This is a genomic window from Mycobacterium sp. NPDC051804 (assembly GCF_044452905.1).
Classification (GTDB): Bacteria; Actinomycetota; Actinomycetes; order Mycobacteriales; family Mycobacteriaceae; genus Mycobacterium.
The window spans coordinates 711,925-732,041 of record NZ_JBITCD010000003.1 but is presented as its reverse complement, the minus strand read 5'-3'; the positions used below and the strand labels follow the sequence as shown (position 1 = coordinate 732,041).

The window sequence follows — 20,117 nt, the reverse complement described above, 5'->3', positions numbered from 1 at the left end:
GCGGCCAGAACGGAGTTCTGAATTGAGCAGCCAGGACGGAGTCCTGAATTGAGCGGAGGCGCAGGCGTTCCCGATCTGCCTCAGCTCGACGCCTCGGGTCTGAGTCTGGCCATCGTCGCGAGCACATGGCACGAAACCATTTGTGATGCGCTGCTCGATGGTGCGCTCAAGGTCGCCGCGGACGCCGGGGTCACCGATCCGACGGTAGTACGGGTCTTGGGGGCCATCGAGATCCCCGTCGTCGCACAGGCATTGGCGGCTAGTCATGACGCCGTCGTCGCGCTGGGCGTCGTGATCCGCGGGCAGACACCACATTTCGACTACGTCTGCGACGCTGTCACGCAGGGACTGACCCGCGTGTCCTTGGACGCGTCGACCCCGGTCGCCAACGGCGTCCTCACCACGAACAACGAACAGCAGGCTCTGGATCGTGCGGGCCTGCCCGATTCAGCCGAGGACAAGGGTGCGCAGGCCGCGGCAGCTGCGATATCCACCGCGTTGACGTTGCGCGACCTGCGGCAGCGATCATGAGCGATTGGGATGTCGAGATACGGCCCCATCTGACACCGTATTTCGCGTACGGCGCGGCAGTGCTCATTCTGGCGGCACATGTGACTGTCGGGGCTCTGTTGAAGATTGCGTCTACCGGTGTGATCTTCACAACCGCCGATCAGGTGGCGATCGCCCTGCTCGGTGTCGTCATCGCCGCCCTCGTGCTGATGTTCTCCCGGCCACGCATCCGCGTCGGCGCCCAGGGGGTCGCGGTGCGGAACCTGTTGACCTATCGGCTGATTCCGTGGTCAGACGTTGTCGACGTGTCCTTCCATCCGGGCGCGCGCTGGGCCAGGGTGGACCTGCCCGACGACGAGTACGTCCCGGTGCTGGCGATTCAGGCTGTCGACAAAGGCCGGGCAGTCGAAGCGATGGACACCGTTCGTGGACTTCTCAGCCGCTACAAGGGCATCAACTCACGCTGAGCGTCATCGCCACTTCGTCTCGGGGTTCAGTGGTTTCTGCTGTCGCGACAAACGCAAAACCCAGGCTTTCGTAGATGGCGCGTGCGGCCAGGTTGTTGGCAACCACCCGCAACGTGATGGTCTGCACGTGTTGGTCGCGCGCCCAGTCCACCGCTGCGGCCACTAACGGGCGCGCCAGGCCCTTGCCGCGGACGGCCGGATCCAGCCACAGCGAGTAGAGATACACCGAGTCGAGGTTCTCCTGCTGCGCGGAGATAAACCCGACGGGGCGACCATCGACCAGCGTTGCGAACTGCGCGTGATTGCGTATCCGGCGCCGCCACTGGGCCGCAGTGAACGCGGACTCCTTCTGGTACTGCGGATCGCGTTCGCCGAGCGCGTCGATCAGGGCGCGCAACCGGATCGCGGCGAAGACTCGCCAGTCGGACTCAGTGAAGCGGATGACCTCGGTGGTCATCCGGTGTCGCCCATCACCAGCCCCTCGCGCCGTGGGTCGGCGCCACCGACAAGGCCGTCGTCGGCGCGGATGATCGCGGACAGTCCGCTCGACTGGTCGGCGAGATCGACCTGATGTCCCAGCTTTCGCAGACCGACCACGAGTGGATCGTGGTCGCCGTTATCGGAGGTGTCGATAACGGGGTGCTCGCCGCCGACGTTGGTCTTCGGTGTGTTCGCGGCGCCGAAGTCGACCATCGACACCGCCTGTTGCGGGTTGAGCCCCCAATCCAGCATGCCGACAATGGTTTTGACGACGAACTGGATGATGACGCCGCCGCCCGGCGATCCTACAACCGCGTACAGCGGTCCTTTGGCGTCTGGCCGGCCGGGTGCGGGTTGGTCGAACACGATGGTCGGCGCCATGGTGCTGCGCGGCCGTTTACCGGGCTGAATCCGGTTGGCTACCGGGGCGCCGTCGGGTCCGATCGGGTCTGCCGAGAAGTCGGTGAGTTGGTTGTTGAGAATGAAGCCGTCGACCATGTGGTAGGAGCCGAATGCGGATTCGACCGTCGTCGTCATCGAAGCCGCGTTGCCCTGCGCGTCGATGATGCTGATCTGACTTGTCCCGTGTTCGGGTGTCGGGGGCGCCGGGGCCGCCGGCGGACCGAACTCGCCTGGTTTCGCGGTGCCCATCGACCGCTGCTCGGAGATCAACGCTGCGCGGCCGGTGAGGTAGGCGCTGTTGATCAAGGTGTTGGGCGTGCCACCGGGTAGCGGCACGAAATCGGTGTCGGCAACGTACTTGTCGCGGTCGGCGTAGGCCAGCCGCTCGGCCTCAGAGATCAGATGGACGCCCATCACCGAGGGTCTGCCCCCGTTGAGGTCGATGTCCCCGGGCTTGTGGTCGGCCATAGCGAAGTGTTCGAGTACGCCCAGCGTCGCTGCGACTGCGATACCGCCCGACGACGGCGGCGGCATGCCGCAGATTTCCTTGCCGCGGTACGGCGAACAGAGCGCCTCGCGTTTCTTGACGGTGTAGCCGGCCAGGTCTTCGGTCGTCAATTGACTTGGGGTACGCCCGCCGGACGTGTCGGCCGCAGCAGCGACGATCGCGTCGGCAACCGCACCGGTATAGAACGATTGGGGGTCAGATGCGATGACCCCCAGTGTCTTTGCGTACGCAGGGTTGGTCAGGCTCGTTCCTTCGGTCTTGGGACCGCCGTCGGGATTGAGGAAATATTCGGCGGCCTGCGGATCGGCTTTGAGTTGTTCCGCGGAGTCGGCGATGGCTCCGGCCAGCCGAGCGCTGATGTCGAAGCCGTCGTCGGCGAGGGCGACGGCGGGGTCGAACAGGTCGCGCCAACCGGTCTTGCCGTGCTCGGCGTGGATGTCCTGCATGAGCCGCACGATGCCGGGGACACCTATGGAGCGCCCGGATGCGCGGGCGTCGGGCTTGGGTTTGGTGCGGTCTGTGTCGGAAATCCAGCGCAGATAGTTCTCCGTCGCGGCCGCAGGTGCGACCTCGCGGCCGTCGTACGCCTGTACCGAACCTGCCGCAGCGTCGTAGTACAGCAGAAAGCCACCGCCGCCGAGGCCGGACGATTGCGGCTCGACCAGGCCGAGCACCGCTTGCGCGGCAATCAGCGCGTCGGCGGCCGTCCCGCCGTCGCGGAGCACTTCGCATCCGGCCTGGGTGGCCAGCGGGTTGGCGGTGGCCACCGAGTAGCCGCTGGTGCGCACGGCAGTCATGTCCGTGCGGTATCCGGACGGTTTGGGGGATCCGTTGTCGACAATGGCGCACGGTTCGGCCGCGCTGGGCTCTGTCGTGTGTTCCGTGCCGCACGCAGCCAGCACCAGGACGACCCCGGCCAGCGGGGCCGCCGCTCTTATCAGCGACGAGATCCGCATGACCCGACGGTAGTTCATCAGGACCCGTCCGAGGGCGGCAGTAACCTGGAATCCGTGCCCGATCCAGCGACGTACCGACCCGCTCCCGGGTCGATTCCCGTCCAGCCGGGCGTCTACCGGTTCCGGGATCCGCATGGCCGGGTGATCTACGTTGGCAAGGCCAAGAGCCTGCGCAGCCGGCTGAACTCTTACTTCGCCGACCTTTCCGGCTTGGCGCCGCGCACCCGGCAGATGGTGACGTCGGCCGCCGGGGTCGAGTGGACGGTCGTCAACACCGAAGTCGAGGCGCTGCAGCTCGAGTACAACTGGATCAAAGAGTTCGACCCTCGATTCAACGTCCGCTACCGCGACGACAAGTCGTACCCGGTGCTCGCCGTGACCCTGAACGAGGAGTATCCGCGGCTGATGGTCTACCGCGGGGCGCGGCGCAAGGGGGTCCGCTACTTCGGGCCCTACTCGCACGCATGGGCGATCCGCGAAACGCTCGATCTATTGACCCGGGTCTTCCCGGCGCGCACCTGCTCGGCGGGAGTTTTCAAGCGCCACAGGCAGATCGATCGGCCTTGTCTGTTGGGGTACATCGACAAGTGCTCGGCGCCGTGCGTCGGGCGGGTCACCGCCGAAGAACACCGCCAGATCGTCGAGGACTTCTGCGACTTCCTGGCGGGCAAGACCGACCGGTTGATCCGCGATATGGAACAGCAGATGAACCAAGCCGCCGAACTGCTGGACTTCGAGCGGGCGGCCCGGTTGCGGGACAACATCTCGGCGATGAAGCGCGCCATGGAGAAGCAGGCGGTGGTGTTCGGCGACGGTACCGACGCCGACGTGGTCGCCTTCGCCGACGACGACCTGGAAGCTGCCGTGCAGGTGTTCCACGTGCGCGGTGGCCGGGTGCGCGGTCAGCGTGGGTGGGTGGTCGAAAAGTCCGGAGAGCCAGGCGAATCAGATCTCGAGCACCTCGTCGAACAATTCCTGACGCAGTTCTACGGCGACCAGGCTGAACTCGACGGTGCGGCCGATATGTCGTTGACACCGGTGCCCCGCCAGGTACTGGTGCCGTGTCTGCCCGACAATGCCGAAGAAATAGAAACATGGTTGTCGCAGCTTCGCGGTTCGAGGGTGGCGGTGCGCGTACCCCAGCGCGGCGACAAGCGCGCGCTGGCCGAGACCGTCCAACGCAACGCGCAAGACGCCCTGAACCAGCACAAGCTGAAACGGGCGGGCGACTTCACCGCCAGAAGTGCTGCACTGCAGAGCATTCAGGAATCGCTCGGGCTGGCCGACGCGCCGCTTCGTATCGAATGTGTGGACATCAGCCATGTGCAGGGCACCGATGTGGTGGCGTCGCTGGTGGTGTTCGAGGACGGGCTGCCGCGTAAGTCCGACTATCGCCATTACGCGATCAGGGAGGCCGCGGGCGAGGGCCGTTCGGACGACGTCGCGTCGATCGCCGAGGTCACCCGGCGCCGCTTCTACCGTCACCTACACGACCTGCAGCACCCGACAGAGCTTGCCCCGGAAGGGAAGTCACGAAAGTTCGCGTATCCGCCGAACCTGTTCGTCGTCGACGGCGGCGCCCCGCAGGTCAACGCGGCCCAGGCGGTCCTCGACGAGTTGGGTATCGGCGATGTCGCCGTCATCGGGCTGGCGAAACGGCTCGAGGAGGTGTGGGTGCCGGCTGAACCCGACCCGCTGATCATGCCGCGCAACAGCGAAGGTTTGTATCTGCTGCAGCGGGTACGCGACGAGGCGCACCGGTTTGCGATCGCCTACCACCGCAGCAAGCGGTCCAAACGGATGACGGCGTCGGCACTGGATTCGATCCGCGGGCTGGGCGAGCATCGCCGCAAGGCCCTGGTCACGCATTTCGGCTCGGTGGCGCGATTGAAGGAGGCCAGCGTCGAGGAGATCACCGCCGTGCCCGGTATCGGGGTAGCGACGGCGAAGGCCGTCTTGGAGGCGCTCGGCGTCCCGCCCGATTCGGGAGCGCCCGACCCGGTAATCGGCGATGATCAGAGCAGAGCATCCGGATGACAGATCAGGGCATGTACGAACAATTGCAGGATGGCGCCGGCAACGGCGAACACGGGGGATCCGGCATCGATGTCGTACTGGTTACCGGGCTGTCCGGCGCAGGCCGGGGCACGGCGGCCAAGGTGCTGGAGGATCTCGGCTGGTATGTCGCCGACAATCTGCCGCCGGAGCTGATCGCGCGGATGGTCGAGCTGGGGCTTGCGGCGGGTTCGCGTATCACCCAGCTCGCCGTGGTGATGGATGTGCGCTCCCGTGGGTTCACTGGAGACCTGGACTGGGTTCGCAACGATCTGGCCACGCGCAACATCACGCCGCGGGTGCTGTTCCTCGAGGCGTCCGACGACATCCTGGTGCGCCGATACGAGCAGAACCGGCGCAGCCATCCGTTGCAGGGGAATCAGACTCTTGCAGAGGGTATTGCGGCGGAGCGGACGATGCTCGCGCCCATCCGGGCGGCGGCCGATCTTGTCATCGATACGTCGACGCTTCCCGTCCCCGCGCTGCGGGAGAGCATCGAGCGGGCCTTCGGCGGGGAGACAGTCGCCCACACAAATGTCACGGTCGAGTCCTTCGGATACAAGTACGGGCTGCCCATGGACGCGGATACGGTGATGGATGTGCGCTTCCTCCCCAATCCGCATTGGGTGGACGCGCTGCGACCGCATACCGGACAGCACCCGGACGTCCGCGACTACGTACTCGGCCAACCGGGCGCCGGAGAGTTTCTGGAGACCTACCATCGGCTGCTGCACTTCGTCATCGACGGATATCGCCGCGAGGGAAAGCGCTATATGACTGTTGCTATTGGCTGCACCGGGGGCAAGCATCGCAGTGTTGCGATCGCCGAGGCGCTGGCGGCCAGATTGCAGGGCGGTGACGGCCTGACGGTGCGGGTATTGCACCGGGATCTGGGGCGCGAATGAGTCCGCGGATCGTGGCTCTCGGGGGTGGGCACGGCCTGTATGCCACGCTGTCGGCGGCCCGCAGACTCACCCCGCATGTCACCGCGATCGTCACGGTCGCCGACGACGGTGGTTCATCGGGCCGGCTTCGCAACGAACTCGATGTGGTGCCACCCGGTGATCTGCGAATGGCCCTGGCGGCGTTGGCATCCGACACTCCACACGGACGATTGTGGGCGACGATCCTGCAACATCGGTTCGGCGGTAGCGGTGCGCTCGCCGGGCACCCGATCGGCAATCTCATGCTTGCAGGCCTCAATGAGGTGCTGGCAGATCCAGTGGCGGCGCTCGACGAGCTGGGCCGCGTTCTCGGCATCCACGGCCGGGTCCTGCCGATGTGTCCGGTGGGGCTGGAGATCGAGGCCGACGTCGCAGGTCTGGAATCCGATCCGCGGATGAGTCGGGTGATCCGGGGTCAGGTTGCGCTCGCGACGACTGTCGGGAAGGTGCGGCGGGTCCGGCTCATACCGGGCGATCCGCCGGCCACCCGGCAAGCGGTGGACGCGATCATGGCCGCCGACCTGGTCGTGCTGGGCCCGGGGTCGTGGTTTACCAGCGTCATTCCGCACGTCCTGGTGCCCCAGCTGGCGGCGGCGCTGCAGGCGACGGCCGCGCGGCGGGCGTTGGTGGTCAACCTGGCCGCAGAGCCCGGGGAGACGGCGGAGTTTTCGGCCGAACGTCATATCCACGTGTTGTCGCAGCACGCACCGGGCTTCACGATGCACGAGGTCATTGTCGACGCCAGCCGCGTCCCGACCGAACGTGAGCGTGAGCAATTGCGCCGCACGGCGAAAATTCTGGATGCCCAAGTTGAGTTTGCTGACGTGTCCAGACCTGGTACACCTTTACATGACCCGGCGAGGTTGGCCGCGGCACTGGAAGGTGTGCGGCTGCGCGGTGCGGCGCCGCCCGCGTCTCCAACGCCGACTGTGCCGACAGCGACAGCGAACGGACCGAAAGGTGACGACTCGTGGCGATGACAGCCGAGGTCAAGGACGAGCTCAGCCGTCTTCAGGTCAATTCGGTGAGCGCGCGCCGTGCCGAGGTGGCATCGCTGCTGCGGTTCGCGGGGGGACTGCACATCGTCTCGGGACGGGTCGTGGTCGAGGCCGAGGTCGATCTCGGCATCATCGCGCGACGCCTGCGCAAGGACATCTACGACCTGTACGGCTACAACGCCGTGGTGCACGTGCTCTCGGCGAGCGGTATCCGCAAGAGCACCCGGTATGTGCTGCGGGTCGCCAAGGACGGTGAGGCGCTGGCCCGCCAGACGGGTCTGCTGGATCTGCGCGGGCGACCGGTGCGAGGACTTCCTGCGCAGGTGGTCGGCGGCAGCGTTGCTGATGCCGAAGCCGCTTGGCGTGGCGCGTTTTTGGCGCATGGATCACTCACCGAACCGGGCCGCTCGTCGGCGCTCGAGGTCAGCTGTCCTGGGCCGGAGGCAGCGCTGGCGCTCGTCGGCGCGGCGCGGCGGTTGGGTGTCGGCGCGAAGGCCCGCGAGGTGCGCGGCGCAGACCGGGTGGTGGTGCGCGACGGTGAGGCCATCGGTGCACTACTGACGCGGATGGGTGCCCAGGACACCAGGCTGACGTGGGAGGAGCGGCGGATGCGCCGCGAGGTACGCGCCACCGCCAACCGGCTGGCCAACTTCGATGATGCGAACCTGCGGAGGTCGGCGCGGGCTGCGGTCGCCGCGGCGGCGCGCGTGGAGCGGGCGCTGGAGATCCTCGCTGACACCGTGCCCGACCATCTGGCAGCAGCGGGCAAGCTGCGTGTCGAGCACCGCCAGGCGTCATTGGAGGAACTGGGTCGCCTCGCGGATCCGCCGATGACCAAAGATGCCGTGGCGGGCCGCATTCGACGGTTGCTGTCAATGGCGGATCGAAAAGCCAAGCAAGACGGCATTCCCGACACGGAGTCCGCTGTCACGCCGGATCTACTTGAAGACGCATAGTCTTTCGCGGCCGAGTGGCCAGTTATCGCACGTAAATCCATAGAAAGCGTGTCATAACTAGCCACTCAGCGAACTTGGGTGTGCGATTCTGTGCCTGTGTTCGCGGGGGACCCGCCCACGGGCGTGGTCACATTTCTGTTCACCGATATCGAGGGTTCGACCCGTCGGTGGGAGTCAGACGCGGACGCGATGCGGTCGGCCCTGGTAGCGCACGACAAGGTGCTGCGGTCAGCCATCGAAGCACATGAGGGTTACGTTTTCAGCCACTCCGGAGACGGGATGGCTGCCGCGTTCGCATCGCCGATGGCTGCGGTCGATACCGCGGTCGATGCGCAGCGCGAGTTGCAGTTACCGGTCCGGATGGGCATCGCTACCGGTGAAGCCGAACTGCGCGACAACGACTACTTCGGCACCGTGCTCAACCGCGCGGCACGGGTGATGGCGGCCGGGCATGGCGGGCAGATCCTGGTCGCCGATTCAACGGCGGGTCTGCTCAGTGGTTTAGATCTATCGAACCTCGGGCCGCGACGATTGCGCGACCTACCAAATCCGGTCACAATCTCCCAGCTCGTTGCGCCCGGCTTGCGCGCGGATTTTCCGCCACTGCGTACGGTCGACACGACCCGCGGTAATCTGCGCAGGTCTCCCGAGGAGTTAATCGGCCGCGAATCCGCAGTGGCCGAGATTGTCGACGCCATGCGATCCCATCGGCTCGTGACCTTGGCTGGCGTCGGCGGAGTCGGCAAGACTCGTTTGGCATTCAAAGTCGCTGCCCGCCTCAGCGACGAATTCCCCGATGGTGTATGGGTTTTCGAGCTTGCGTCGTTATCCGATCCTGCGGCCGTTCCTGATGCGGTGGCCGCAACGATGGGGATTACCCAGCAGCCGTGCATGACCGTAGGTCAGTCGGTGTCCGTGGCCTTGGACGGAAGAATCCGCCTCCTCGTCTTCGACAACTGCGAGCACGTGGTCGAGTCCGCTGCCGACCTGATCGAAGCCATCCTCGAGCAGTCATCAACCGTCAAGGTCCTGACGACGAGCCGCGAAGGACTCGGCGTAGCGGAGGAGCGGCTATGGCGAGTGCCCTCGCTGGATATCGGTTCAGCGGCGACGTTGTTCGCCGCGCGTGCCCGCTGCTTATCGGCCGACGAATCGCTGGCGGCGGAGGAGGTGTGTCGTCGTCTGGACGGTATCCCGTTGGCGATTGAGTTGGCCGCTTCACGGTTGGAGTCGATGACCGCGGTCGAGGTTCGCGACCATCTCGATCAACGGTTCAAGCTACTGGTCCGCTCGCGTCGAGGGTTGGCGCGACACCAGACGCTTCGTCACGCGGTCGCATGGTCCTATGACCTCCTGGATGATTCGGAAAAGACTCTGCTTGAACGTTGTTCGGTTTTCGCGGGCGGATTTGAAGCGCGGAGTGCGTACGCCGTAGCAGGTGCCGACGACGAGTATGTCGTCTTGGATCTACTTGACGCACTGGTACGCAAGTCGCTGCTCGGCGCCGACCGCTCTACAGGAAGAACGCGGTTTTCGATGCTGGAGACCATCCGGCAATTCGCTGAAGAGAAACTGGTTGAACGCGGACAGGCAGCCGACGCAAGTTTCGCGCACGCGCATCACTTCGCAAGCCGTGAGAACGAAGTCCTCAAGTTGTGGGATAGCCCCCGTCAGCGTGAGGCGTATGAATGGGCCGCCACCGAATTCGCCAATTTGCGTAAAGCATTTCGTTGGGCTATCGATCAAGGCGACCTCGACGTTGCCGCAGCCGTCACGACTTACGTAGGGTTGCTCGGCTTTGGTGCGGAGAATTTTGAGCCCCTCGCATGGGCGGAGGAACTGATCGACTGCGCACGCTTGGCTGAACACCCGAGATGTTTGAGCGTGTATGCCGTTGCGTCAGTGTGCTGGATGGCGGGACGGACGGATGCGGCGGTCCGGTACGCCGATATTGCTGGATCATTATTGGCGAGCAGTCAACACCCACCGCCGTTCGCGATGGAAGGCTGGATTGGCTCAGCGTATGTCGCCGTGGGGCAGCCTCGGCGGTGGGCCGAGCTGTGCACTGCTCAACTCGCGCGCCGCGGCGACAACCACGTGTACATCCGGGCCTGCCGCGTTTTCGCCCACGTTTTCAGCGGCGATCTTGTGGAGGCGGCTGCAGGCGCCCATGGACTCATCGAGTCGGGTGTAGCCACGAACAACCCGTATATGCAGTCGTTCGCTGTCGGCGCCGCGAGCCACGTGCTCATCGTCTCCGCTGGTATCGCTCAGGGGCTCGACGACTGCCGTAAGGGTTTGGCCCTCGCTCAGGACAGCGGTAATCGGTTCAACGAATCGATTCTCGCGCTCAACCTGGCCCGACTTGAAGCGCACGACTTCATCAGCGCGGCTTCGCTAGATCACCTGACTTTGGTCACCCGCAACTACCACGATTCCGGCAACGTCGCGAGTCTGCGGAGCCCGCTGGCTGCCCTCAGTTCGTTCCTGGATCGGCTCGGTAACCTGGAAGCCGCTGCCATCATCTCGGGCTACGCGCTAACGCCGTTGGCAATGGCCGCGGTGCCCGAGGTGCTTACCGCCGTCGCGCACCTCCGCGATACTCTGGGCGACGAGACTTTCGAATCGCTCGCCCTAACTGGCGAGGCGATGAGCATGGCCGAAATCACCGCCTACGCATACGAGCAAATCGCCGAAGCCCGAGCAGAACTCGAGCGATCGCCATGACCGCGCCGTCGGGAGTCGTGACGTTCTTGTTCACCGACATTGAGGGTTCGACCCGGCGGTGGGAAGAAGATCCTGCCGGAATGCGGGCGGCGTTGGCGGCGCATGACAAGGTGTTGCGTTCGGCCATCGAGGCCCACGAAGGATTTGTTTTCAGCCACTCCGGAGACGGGTTGGCTGCTGCATTTGAATCGCCGATGAGTGCCGTAGAGGCCGCTATCGATGCGCAGCGTGAGTTGGAGCTGCCGGTGCGCATGGGGATTGCCACAGGCGAAGCCGAACTGCGGGACAACGACTACTTTGGCACCGTCCTCAACCGCGCAGCCCGATTGATGGCCGCCGGCCATGGTGGCCAGATCCTGGTCGCCGAGTCGACAGCGGGTCTGCTTAGTGGCGTCGAACTGAAAAACCTAGGGCTCCGGCGCTTGCGGGACGTCGCTAATCCGCTGACTGTTTTCCAGCTGAAGGCGCACGGGCTGCGGAGCGACTTTCCGCCGTTGCAAACAGTCGATCCGGCGCACGGCAATCTGCCCTCCGCATCAGCGACTTTGATCGGCCGCGACGTGGAAGTCTCCAGTGTTGCGGCAGCGGTACGCGAGCACCGAATTGTCACAGTCACCGGCGTCGGCGGAGTGGGCAAGACTCGACTGGCGTTGACGGTCGCTGCGCGGTTGGCTAACGAATTCCCGGATGGAGTATGGATTCTCGAGCTTGCCACCGTCGCCGATCCGTCGGCACTACCCGACGCGGTTGCAGCGGTGCTGGGCATCACACAGCAACCTGAAAAGAGTCTTAACGAATCGGTCGCGGCCGCGTTGGAAGGCAGGATTCAGCTGTTGGTTCTCGACAATTGCGAACACCTGCTCGATGCGACGGCTGATCTCGTTCAGATGATCGTCGAGGCATCAGTCGCAGTGCGGATACTGGCGACGAGCCGCGAGGGGTTGGGCATCCCCGACGAGCAGGTGTGGCCGTTGCGATCGCTAGCCGTCGATCCGGCCACGGAGTTGTTCACCGAACGCGCTCACAGCGTGATGCCAGGTTTCGCCCTCAACGACCCCGATGCGGTTCACGAGATCTGCCGTCGACTCGACGGGATTCCACTTGCCATCGAGCTCGCGGCCTCCCGGATGGCCGCTATGACGACGACCGAAGTGCGGGATCGGCTCGATCACCGTTTCAAGCTGCTGACCGGGTCTCGGAGAGGCTTGGAGCGCCACCAAACGCTGCGTCATGCGGTGGCGTGGTCCTACGATCTCCTCGACGAAGAGGAAAGGTCTCTACTCGATCGTTGCTCGGTTTTCGCCGGCGGATTCGAGCTCGAAAGCGCTTGTGCGGTCGCGGGATTCGATGACGAATTTGCCGTCTTGGATCGGCTCGATGCGCTGGTTCGAAAATCGTTGCTTGTTGCTGATCGAACGGGCGACCGGACGCGGTACTCCATGCTGGAAACGATCCGACAGTTCGCCGAAGACCAACTAGTCAACTCTCGCGCAGCAGAGATGGCCCGAACTGCGCACGCCCGATATTTCGCCGGTCGCGAGGCTGACATGATGGCCTTGTGGGACAGTCCGCGCCAGCGGGAGGCTTACGAATGGTTCAACACCGAACTCGCAAACCTGCGCAACGCTTTTCGCTGGGCTGCCGACCAGAACGATATCGATACGGCAAGCGCCATCGCCACGTTCGTCGGATTGATCGGCTTTTACACCGAGAATTATGAACCGATCGCGTGGGCGGAGGAGTTGATCGAACTCGCCCGAGCAGCAAAGCATCCTCGGCTGCCGTGGCTATACCTGGTCGCATCAGTTTGTTACCAGACCGGTCGTATCCAGCAGGGAATCGCGTATGCCGAGGCCATGGCAGCGGTGATACGCGAGGGCTGCGTTGATATCCCGTTCGGCCTCGAGGGTTTGGCGGGCGGCGGCTATCTGATGATCGGCCGGCCCGAACGGTACGCCGAATGGTGCCGCGAATATGTTGATGCCGGCCGTGATACCCACGGCATGACGAGATCGGCTTTAGTGAATGCGCTGGCGTTCGCAGGTGAAGCGGAGCAAGCGGTATTAGCTGCTGATGGCCTTGTCGAAGCCGCCGAGGCCACAGGCAATCCTTGGGCAATCTCGTACGCCCTTCTCTCGCAGGGCTTCGCATTCGGCGGCACGGATCCGGAGCGTGCCCGCGATGTGCTGCGCCGCGGTCTGGTCACCACCCGCGAGAGCGGCAATCGCTTCAACGAGTCACACATAACGAGCGCGTTGGCGCGCATGGAAATCAAGCTCGGCGAACCGCTTGCTGCATTGGACAACCTCAAGCTGGCGATGGGCAACTATCGCGACGCGGGCAGCGTCGGCTTCTTGCATTCGCCTCTCGCCAACCTCGCAATGATTCTCGACCAGATCGGACGCTCCGAATCCGCTGCCGTCATCATCGGCTACGCGGTGCGCAACCCCATAACGCTCACATCGATGCCTGAGATCCTCGAGACGAGCGACCATCTGCGGGAAAGCCTCGGTGCTGAGACCTATGAAACTCTGGTGCGGAAAGCGCAGACGATGACCCCCTCGGCGATGGTCGCCTACGCATTTGACCAGATCGAACTGGCCAGAGCAGAACTCGTGGCATCACCGTGATCGCGCCGTCGGGAGTGGTGACGTTCTTGTTCACCGACATTGAGGGTTCGACCCGTCGGTGGGAGGAAGACGCGGACGGGATGCGGGTGGCACTCGCCACGCATGACAAGGCGCTGCGGTCGGCGATCGAGGCCCATGACGGCTTTGTGTTCAGCCACTCCGGGGACGGGGTGGCTGCGGCGTTCGCATCGCCGATGTCCGCGGTCGGGGCGGCGGTCGACGCGCAGCGTGAATTGCAGCTGCCGGTCCGCATGGGTATTGCGACGGGCGAAGCTGAACTGCGGGACAACGACTACTTTGGCACCGTCCTCAACCGCGCAGCCCGGTTGATGGCCGCCGGCCATGGTGGCCAGATCCTGCTGGCTGATTCGACGGCAAGTCTCGTGAATGGAGTCCAACTCGTCGATCTAGGACCGCGACGTCTGCGGGACCTGCCGAATCCACTGAACGTATTCCAAGTGCAGGCAGAGGGGCTTGGCACCGACTTTCCACCGCTGCGAACGCTAGACGCGACTCCCGGGAACCTGCGACGAGCAGCCTCAGCCTTCATCGGACGCGACACCGAAGTGGCCGAGATCGCAGCATTGCTTCGTTCGCGACGGCTGGTCACGCTGACCGGAGTTGGCGGAGTTGGCAAGACGCGACTCGCCGTCGAAGTCGCCGCGCAGCTCGCTGGTGAGTTCGCTGATGGGATATGGGTTTTCGAACTCGCCGCAGTCAGTGATCCAACGGTCGTTCCGGAGGCGGTCGCCGCAGTCCTTGGAATCACGCAGCAGCCTGGTCAGACCATGACCGAGTCGGTTGCAACCGCGCTGGATGGCCGGGTTCGCTTGTTGCTGTTCGATAACTGCGAGCATGTAATTGATGCAGTCGGGGATCTGACCGAGGCCATTCTTGCCACCTCCGCGACCGTGAAGATCCTTGCGACTGGCCGCGAGGGTTTGGCGTTGGCCGACGAACAGGTCTGGCCGGTGCGATCTTTAGATGTCGACGCAGCCGTGAACCTTTTCACCGAAAGGGCTCGCCACGTCGCTCCCGCTGCAGTGTTCGATGATGCCGACGTGGTCGCTGAAATCTGTCAGCGGCTTGACGGAATACCGTTGGCGATTGAACTGGCGGCGTCACGCACATCGTCGATGGCCCCAAACGAGATCCGCGATCACTTAGATCACCGATTCAAATTGCTCGTCGGCTCACGGCGCGCTTTAGGACGTCATCAGACTCTTCGACACGCCGTGGCTTGGTCGTACGAGCTCCTCAGCGACACCGAAAGGTAACTGCTGGAACGCTGTTCGGTCTTTGCGGGCGGCTTTGACCTCGAAGGTGCCTGCGCTGTGGCTGGAAGCGACGCAGATCGTTTCCAAATCGTGGACCTGCTCGACGCGCTGGTGCGCAAATCGCTGATTGTCACTGAGCAGGCAACGGGTAAGACGCGCTTCTCGATGCTCGAAACGATCCGCGAGTTCGCTGATGAACAACTCACCCAACATGGTGTCGCTGACGAAGCCCGTCGCGCACACGCTCGCTACTTCGCCGGCCGGGAAGCCGATGTTCTGGGCGTATGGGATAGCTCGCGCCAGCGTGACGCGTACACGTGGTTCCTTGCGGAACTGGCCAATTTGCGTGCCGCGTTTCGATGGGCCGCAGACCGGGGCGAACTCGACTTGGCTGCAACCATCACAACGTTCGTCGGGGTCGTGGGTGGCATGGCACTGGAAAGCCAGGAGCCTCCGGCATGGGCCGAAGAGCTGATCGAATCTGCGCGTGTGGCGGAACATCCACGGCTGGGGTGGCTGTACATCGTGGCCTCGCTGTGCTGGATGACGGGTCGAATCGATGACGCGCTTTCTTACACCGTGCACGCTCAGGAAATCGTGCGAGCCGGCCACGAACACATTCCGTTCGGCCTAGTTGGGATGACGGGCGGCATATATGTGTTGTCGGGCCAGGTCGAGAAGGCTGTCGAGTGGGAGAACGCATATCTCGATCCGTACTTCGACCCCATTACGTTGTGCAGGTCGAATAGGGTTCTTCAGCTGGTGATGGCAGGCCGCAGCGACGAAGCGATGGCAGCAGCGTCGGGCGTCCTCGACGCAGCGGAATTGACGGGTAACCCCTATGCGCTCTGCTCAGCGCTGTTGGCATACGGATTCGCTTTTCGCGATGTTGACCCTGTGAAGGCTCTCGATGCAATGCTTCGTGGTCTTGCGATTGCACACGACAGCGGCAATCGGGGTGAAGAGGCATACCTGGCCGTCAACATCGGCTATATCGAAGCTCGACGCGGCAACGGGAGCGTTGCGCTGGATCACCTCACGCTGGCAATTCGTATAAACCGAGATTCGGGGTCTGCCATGGCGATACGCAGTCCGCTGGCGGCATTGGCAGAGGTCTTAACTGGACTCAGATGTCACGCCCAAGCGGCGACCATCGCCGGCTATGCAATCAGCCCGATGACGTTGGCGGCCTACCCGGAGATGAACACGATCATCGAGCAACTTCGCCGGGTTCTCGGTGATGAGACGTACGAGACGCTTGCCCGCCAGGGGGAGACCATGACATCCGCAGGTATCGCGACCTACGCATTTGACCAGATCGAACTGGCTCGAACGAAACTCGCACAAGTACGGTGAATGCATGGAGAAGCTCTTGTCGGCAGAACCCTTTCCCGATCCCGCGATGACGAAAGATGCTGTGGCGGGCCGTATTCAGCTGTTGCCGTAGATGGCCAACTGCAACGCCACGCAGGGCGGTATTCCCGACCCGGAATCGGCTGTCACACCAGATCTGCTCAAGTCACGTCGGCGGTATGAAGGTGGTCCACATGTCGGCCGATTCAAAACTGCCCTCGACGATTTCCGCAGATTCTGACGCCGCAAGGCGGCCCCATGCAAACAGGAGAAGTTCGGTAGCGGTTGCTCGCATAGTGACGTCAGCAGAAGCGCGGCCACGCAGCAACGTGCTCTTGCCTGGCTCAGGAAGGCCGAGCATCCATGCGGCATCGACGTCGGTGCACTCGATGCCGATGGTCGGTCCGGCAGGCGCGCCGGCAGCAGCCCGCGAAGTCGACACGAAGATGTCGAGGTACTCATCGATGCCATCGGCTGCGACGGTGGAGTCGATCGGATCGACGTCCCCGCCGAGTGCTGCTTGCGCGTCCCACCGGTGGATGAGGGTCTCGTGAGCCATCCTGCGCCGCCAGAAACTGACCGATTGGTCGGAAGGACACCACGTCCAACACGTGTCGTCCCCCGGCGCCGATGCGAGTTCCTCGAGTAGGTGAGTAGTCCCGTCGGCGAACCACTCCGAGAAGTCCGGAGCGTCTTTCTCGGGTGGTTTCAGGGTCGCGAATAAACCGAAGTCCGCCGTCGGACGGCCACGCGCGATATCTCCTACCACCCAATGGGTTCCCGCAACATGCCGGGCGACGGTCCCGATCGTCCAACGATCAGACCAGGGCACTCGGGCGGAAGAGTCTCGCCCGTATGCCGCGACAATCCGACCGGCCTCCGCGCGGATCACACCCGCGTAGTCGATGTCCATGGTGCTCCTTGTTCGATGAGTTACTATTACACGCGTAATAGTAACTCCGAACCGTTTCACTACGTCAAGGGAGCTCCCACATGGCCCGCCCCGCTGATCCCGAGCGCAAGCAGCAACTCCTCGATGACGCGGTGGACTACGCCGCCGCCAACGGGATTGCCGACCTGTCCCTTCGGCCGTTGGCGAAGGCGCTCGGAACCCAGGCGCCCGTTCTTCAGCACCACTTCGGGTCGAAGGAGCAGCTTCTTGCGCAGATCGTCAACTCGACCCGGGACCGGGTCCGTTCGCTTGGCCGGGTTGCTGAGGCCAGTCAGACGCGGGCCGGTCTCAACGCCGTTTGGGAATGGGCCAGCGAGCCAGAGCAGTTCGACATCGTCCGCTTGTTCTTCGAGACGTATGCGCTCGCTCTGCGCTCGCCTGAGCGGTATCAGGAGTTCCTCCAACATGTGGTGCAGGATTGGCTCGACGAGCCCTTGGCCGCCGTTGACGAGATATCAGCGACCATCGCCAACGCCACCATCAACGGGTTGCTCCTCGACCTCCTCGCCACTGGCGACCGCAAACGGGTCAACGAGGCGTTCGCTAGAACGCAGGCGATGTTGCACCGACACGCGGACTCTGCAACCGGACGCAGTTGACGCTCCCGCCGTCAAATGAACCGTATGGGAGCCGAACTCGAACCACTACGGTGAGGACATGGAGACACTGAGAGTCGGTGCGGCCTTTCCCGATCCGCCGTTCAACGGCATGCCGGACGGCGGAGGTCTGGATATCGACCTGATGGAAGCGATCGCCGAAAAGCTCGGTGCAACGGTCGAATTCATCCCGTACGAAGGCGCCGATTTCAACGGCGTCTTCGACGGACTTGGCCCTGAATACGACTGCGTCACCGCAGGCACCACCGTCACGCCCGAACGCGAGAAGCTGGCGGCGTTCGTCCCGCCCTACCTCATCTCCGGACAATCGCTGGCCGTCGACACCACCCGCCTGCCGCACGTCAGCTCCATTGACGACCTCGATGGCCTCACCATCGGGGTGCAACGGGGCAACACCAGCGAACCCATCGCCGACCGGCTCGTCGCCGACGGTAAGGCGGCGGCCGTCCGGGTTTACGACTACGGCTCGATTCGCACCGCGCTCACCGACCTGACCACCGGCGCATGCGATGCGTTCATGAAGCTGGCTCCAGTGCTCACCGAGCTGGTGAAGCCGATCCAGGGTGTCGAGGTCGTGCAGCGCAATATCTCGGTGGAGAACATCGCGATCGCCGTCCCACTCGCTGACCTCGCGCTGCTGAGCCGGCTCACCGTCGCGCAAGCCGAGTTGGAAGACGACGGCGCCCTGCAGCGGATCCGCGGGAAATGGCTGGGCAATCCGTACGCGGATCAGAGTCTCGGTGTTCTCTAGACCCCGACGCGATCATTCGTCGTGTGCCAGCCGCCGCGCCAATTCGGCGGCGCGATAATCGTCGTCGCGTGCGGCCTCGTGTACCGCGACCGCTCGCCAATGGGTTGCGACGTCGCCGATGCCGGCGTCCGCAGCCCTGCGATGTGTGTCGGCGGCGCGGTTATGCGCTTCGGCAGCGGCGACGTGACGGTCCGCGGCCGCTAGATGAGCGCTGCGGGCCCGCGCATGTGCTGCCCGCGTCTCCGTGTCTTTACTCCGGACTTCACTGGAGGGACGTATTTGTGTTCCAGATGTCATGTCGGTTCCTCCGGTCCCGCAGCTGTCGGTGCGGGCGATGAGTCCACGATCGTCGCCACTGTGGTCGTTCCGGGAGGGCCGAACGTCATTCGCACAGCGGCCAGAAGTCACCGCGAAGGCCGACCGCTGCCCGTGCACTGACCAGCCCGCGCGTGGCATGTATCACAGCACTAGGCTGGCCGTTGAGTATCAAGGCTAAAAAGGGAGAAACACGTGACCATCCGGGTTGGCGTTAACGGGTTCGGCCGTATCGGACGCAACTTCTACCGGGCCCTGGCGGCGCAGAAGGCCGAGGGTAAGAGCACCGACGTCGAGATCATCGCGGTCAACGACCTCACCGACAACGCCAGCCTGGCGCACCTGCTGAAGTTCGACTCGATCCTGGGTCGCTACCCCGAGGAGATCAGCCTCGAGGGCGAGGACACGATCGTGATTGGCAACACCAAGATCAAGGCGCTCGAGGTGAAGGAAGGACCGGCCGCGCTGCCATGGGGTGACCTGGGTGTCGACGTCGTCGTCGAGTCCACCGGCATCTTCACCGCCCGCGCCAAGGCGCAGGGCCACTTGGACGCCGGCGCCAAGAAGGTCATCATCTCCGCGCCCGCCAGCGATGAGGACATCACCATCGTGCTGGGCGTCAACGACGACAAGTACGACGGCAGCCAGAACATCATCTCCAACGCGTCGTGCACCACGAACTGCCTCGGCCCGCTGGCCAAGGTGCTCAACGACGAGTTTGGACTGGTCAAGGGTTTGATGACCACCATCCACGCCTACACGCAGGACCAGAACCTGCAGGACGGCCCGCACAAGGACCTGCGTCGTGCCCGCGCCGCCGCGCTGAACATCGTCCCGACCTCGACCGGCGCCGCGAAGGCGATCGGCCTGGTGCTGCCCGAGCTCAAGGGCAAGCTCGACGGCTACGCCCTGCGTGTGCCGATCCCAACGGGTTCGTGCACCGACCTGACGGCCGAGTTGGAGAAGTCGCCCTCTGCCGACGAGATCAACGCGGCGTTCAAGGCCGCCGCCGACGGTCCGCTCAAGGGCATCCTCAAGTACTACGACGCACCGATCGTGTCGAGTGACATCGTCACCGATCCGCACAGCTCGCTGTTCGACTCGGGCCTGACCAAGGTGATCGGCAACCAGGCCAAGACCGTGTCCTGGTACGACAACGAATGGGGCTACTCGAACCGTCTCGTCGACCTGGTCGCACTGGTCGGCAAGTCGCTCTAGC

At 64.0% G+C, this 20,117-nt stretch carries 17 protein-coding genes; 13 read left to right on the top strand and 4 right to left on the bottom strand.

Annotated features, from left to right (window positions below; genetic code table 11):
* The first annotated feature begins 48 nt into the window (after positions 1-48).
* Both ribH and ACIA48_RS14640 read left to right on the top strand, forming a co-directional pair.
* Entirely contained in the window at positions 49-531 is a 483-nt protein-coding gene (ribH, locus tag ACIA48_RS14645) for a 6,7-dimethyl-8-ribityllumazine synthase (RefSeq protein ID WP_396732316.1), read from the top strand.
* The gene (locus ACIA48_RS14640; protein WP_396732314.1) at positions 528-977 is read left to right on the top strand and encodes a PH domain-containing protein; all 450 of its coding nucleotides are present in this window, start codon (positions 528-530) and stop codon (positions 975-977) included. Before ribH ends, ACIA48_RS14640 begins: the two co-directional genes overlap by 4 nt.
* Here the strand turns inward: ACIA48_RS14640 and ACIA48_RS14635 are convergent.
* Both ACIA48_RS14635 and ACIA48_RS14630 read right to left on the bottom strand, forming a co-directional pair.
* A complete protein-coding gene (locus ACIA48_RS14635; protein WP_396732311.1) occupies positions 964-1,434 on the bottom strand; it encodes a GNAT family N-acetyltransferase in 471 nt (156 codons plus the stop codon). The genes ACIA48_RS14640 and ACIA48_RS14635 overlap by 14 nt on opposite strands.
* Positions 1,431-3,323, bottom strand: a complete 1,893-nt coding sequence (locus ACIA48_RS14630) for a gamma-glutamyltransferase family protein (RefSeq protein ID WP_396732308.1) — start codon at positions 3,321-3,323, stop codon at positions 1,431-1,433. The genes ACIA48_RS14635 and ACIA48_RS14630 overlap by 4 nt, the downstream gene beginning before the upstream one ends.
* Before the next feature lie 54 nt (positions 3,324-3,377).
* On the opposite strand from ACIA48_RS14630, the gene uvrC reads away from it, so the two are divergent.
* From uvrC to ACIA48_RS14590, 8 genes are all read left to right on the top strand, one after another.
* Positions 3,378-5,360 carry an excinuclease ABC subunit UvrC gene (gene uvrC, locus ACIA48_RS14625; RefSeq protein ID WP_396732305.1) on the top strand — a complete coding sequence of 661 codons (1,983 nt, stop codon included), beginning with the start codon at positions 3,378-3,380 and terminating at the stop codon, positions 5,358-5,360.
* Between the two features lie 11 nt (positions 5,361-5,371).
* Positions 5,372-6,283: an RNase adapter RapZ gene (rapZ, locus tag ACIA48_RS14620; RefSeq protein ID WP_396732877.1), complete on the top strand. Its 912-nt coding sequence runs from the start codon at positions 5,372-5,374 to the stop codon at positions 6,281-6,283.
* On the top strand, positions 6,280-7,302 hold the full coding sequence (yvcK, locus tag ACIA48_RS14615; RefSeq protein ID WP_396732302.1) for a uridine diphosphate-N-acetylglucosamine-binding protein YvcK: 1,023 nt from the start codon (positions 6,280-6,282) through the stop codon (positions 7,300-7,302). The genes rapZ and yvcK overlap by 4 nt, the downstream gene beginning before the upstream one ends.
* Positions 7,299-8,276 carry a DNA-binding protein WhiA gene (whiA, locus tag ACIA48_RS14610; RefSeq protein WP_396732874.1) on the top strand — a complete coding sequence of 326 codons (978 nt, stop codon included), beginning with the start codon at positions 7,299-7,301 and terminating at the stop codon, positions 8,274-8,276. The genes yvcK and whiA overlap by 4 nt, the downstream gene beginning before the upstream one ends.
* A 96-nt stretch (positions 8,277-8,372) precedes the next feature.
* Positions 8,373-11,003 (top strand): ATP-binding protein, encoded by a 2,631-nt coding sequence (locus ACIA48_RS14605; RefSeq protein ID WP_396732300.1) that lies wholly within the window; start codon positions 8,373-8,375, stop codon positions 11,001-11,003.
* Entirely contained in the window at positions 11,000-13,633 is a 2,634-nt protein-coding gene (locus tag ACIA48_RS14600; protein ID WP_396732297.1) for an ATP-binding protein, read from the top strand. Before ACIA48_RS14605 ends, ACIA48_RS14600 begins: the two co-directional genes overlap by 4 nt.
* Entirely contained in the window at positions 13,630-14,910 is a 1,281-nt protein-coding gene (locus ACIA48_RS14595; RefSeq protein ID WP_396732294.1) for an ATP-binding protein, read from the top strand. Before ACIA48_RS14600 ends, ACIA48_RS14595 begins: the two co-directional genes overlap by 4 nt.
* Before the next feature lie 57 nt (positions 14,911-14,967).
* Positions 14,968-16,266: a hypothetical protein gene (locus ACIA48_RS14590; RefSeq protein WP_396732291.1), complete on the top strand. Its 1,299-nt coding sequence runs from the start codon at positions 14,968-14,970 to the stop codon at positions 16,264-16,266.
* Between the two features lie 163 nt (positions 16,267-16,429).
* On the opposite strand, the gene ACIA48_RS14585 is transcribed toward ACIA48_RS14590, so the two are convergent.
* Positions 16,430-17,176: a maleylpyruvate isomerase family mycothiol-dependent enzyme gene (locus tag ACIA48_RS14585; protein ID WP_396732288.1), complete on the bottom strand. Its 747-nt coding sequence runs from the start codon at positions 17,174-17,176 to the stop codon at positions 16,430-16,432.
* A gap of 80 nt (positions 17,177-17,256) precedes the next feature.
* On the opposite strand from ACIA48_RS14585, the gene ACIA48_RS14580 reads away from it, so the two are divergent.
* Positions 17,257-17,814, top strand: coding sequence for a TetR/AcrR family transcriptional regulator (locus ACIA48_RS14580; RefSeq protein ID WP_396732285.1), 558 nt, complete (start codon positions 17,257-17,259; stop codon positions 17,812-17,814).
* Between the two features lie 58 nt (positions 17,815-17,872).
* On the top strand, positions 17,873-18,583 hold the full coding sequence (locus ACIA48_RS14575) for an ABC transporter substrate-binding protein (RefSeq protein WP_396732282.1): 711 nt from the start codon (positions 17,873-17,875) through the stop codon (positions 18,581-18,583).
* A 12-nt stretch (positions 18,584-18,595) separates the two neighbouring features.
* Here the strand turns inward: ACIA48_RS14575 and ACIA48_RS14570 are convergent, their stop codons facing one another.
* Positions 18,596-18,880: a hypothetical protein gene (locus tag ACIA48_RS14570; RefSeq protein WP_396732280.1), complete on the bottom strand. Its 285-nt coding sequence runs from the start codon at positions 18,878-18,880 to the stop codon at positions 18,596-18,598.
* 213 nt (positions 18,881-19,093) lie between these two features.
* Here ACIA48_RS14570 and gap point away from each other — a divergent pair, with 213 nt between their 5' ends.
* Positions 19,094-20,116, top strand: coding sequence for a type I glyceraldehyde-3-phosphate dehydrogenase (gene gap, locus ACIA48_RS14565; RefSeq protein WP_396732277.1), 1,023 nt, complete (start codon positions 19,094-19,096; stop codon positions 20,114-20,116).
* Position 20,117 lies beyond the last annotated feature (1 nt).

Bases quoted from the DNA above. Each gene is read 5' to 3' on its own strand.
- ACIA48_RS14640 (WP_396732314.1), top strand. From the start codon at position 528: ATGAGCGATTGGGATGTCGAGATACGGCCCCATCTGACACCGTATTTC.
- ACIA48_RS14635 (WP_396732311.1), bottom strand. From the start codon at position 1,434: ATGACCACCGAGGTCATCCGCTTCACTGAGTCCGACTGGCGAGTCTTC.
- ACIA48_RS14630 (WP_396732308.1), bottom strand. From the start codon at position 3,323: ATGCGGATCTCGTCGCTGATAAGAGCGGCGGCCCCGCTGGCCGGGGTC.
- rapZ (WP_396732877.1), top strand. From the start codon at position 5,372: ATGTACGAACAATTGCAGGATGGCGCCGGCAACGGCGAACACGGGGGA.
- yvcK (WP_396732302.1), top strand. From the start codon at position 6,280: ATGAGTCCGCGGATCGTGGCTCTCGGGGGTGGGCACGGCCTGTATGCC.
- whiA (WP_396732874.1), top strand. From the start codon at position 7,299: ATGACAGCCGAGGTCAAGGACGAGCTCAGCCGTCTTCAGGTCAATTCG.
- ACIA48_RS14600 (WP_396732297.1), top strand. From the start codon at position 11,000: ATGACCGCGCCGTCGGGAGTCGTGACGTTCTTGTTCACCGACATTGAG.
- ACIA48_RS14585 (WP_396732288.1), bottom strand. From the start codon at position 17,176: ATGGACATCGACTACGCGGGTGTGATCCGCGCGGAGGCCGGTCGGATT.
- ACIA48_RS14580 (WP_396732285.1), top strand. From the start codon at position 17,257: ATGGCCCGCCCCGCTGATCCCGAGCGCAAGCAGCAACTCCTCGATGAC.
- ACIA48_RS14575 (WP_396732282.1), top strand. From the start codon at position 17,873: ATGGAGACACTGAGAGTCGGTGCGGCCTTTCCCGATCCGCCGTTCAAC.
- ACIA48_RS14570 (WP_396732280.1), bottom strand. From the start codon at position 18,880: ATGACATCTGGAACACAAATACGTCCCTCCAGTGAAGTCCGGAGTAAA.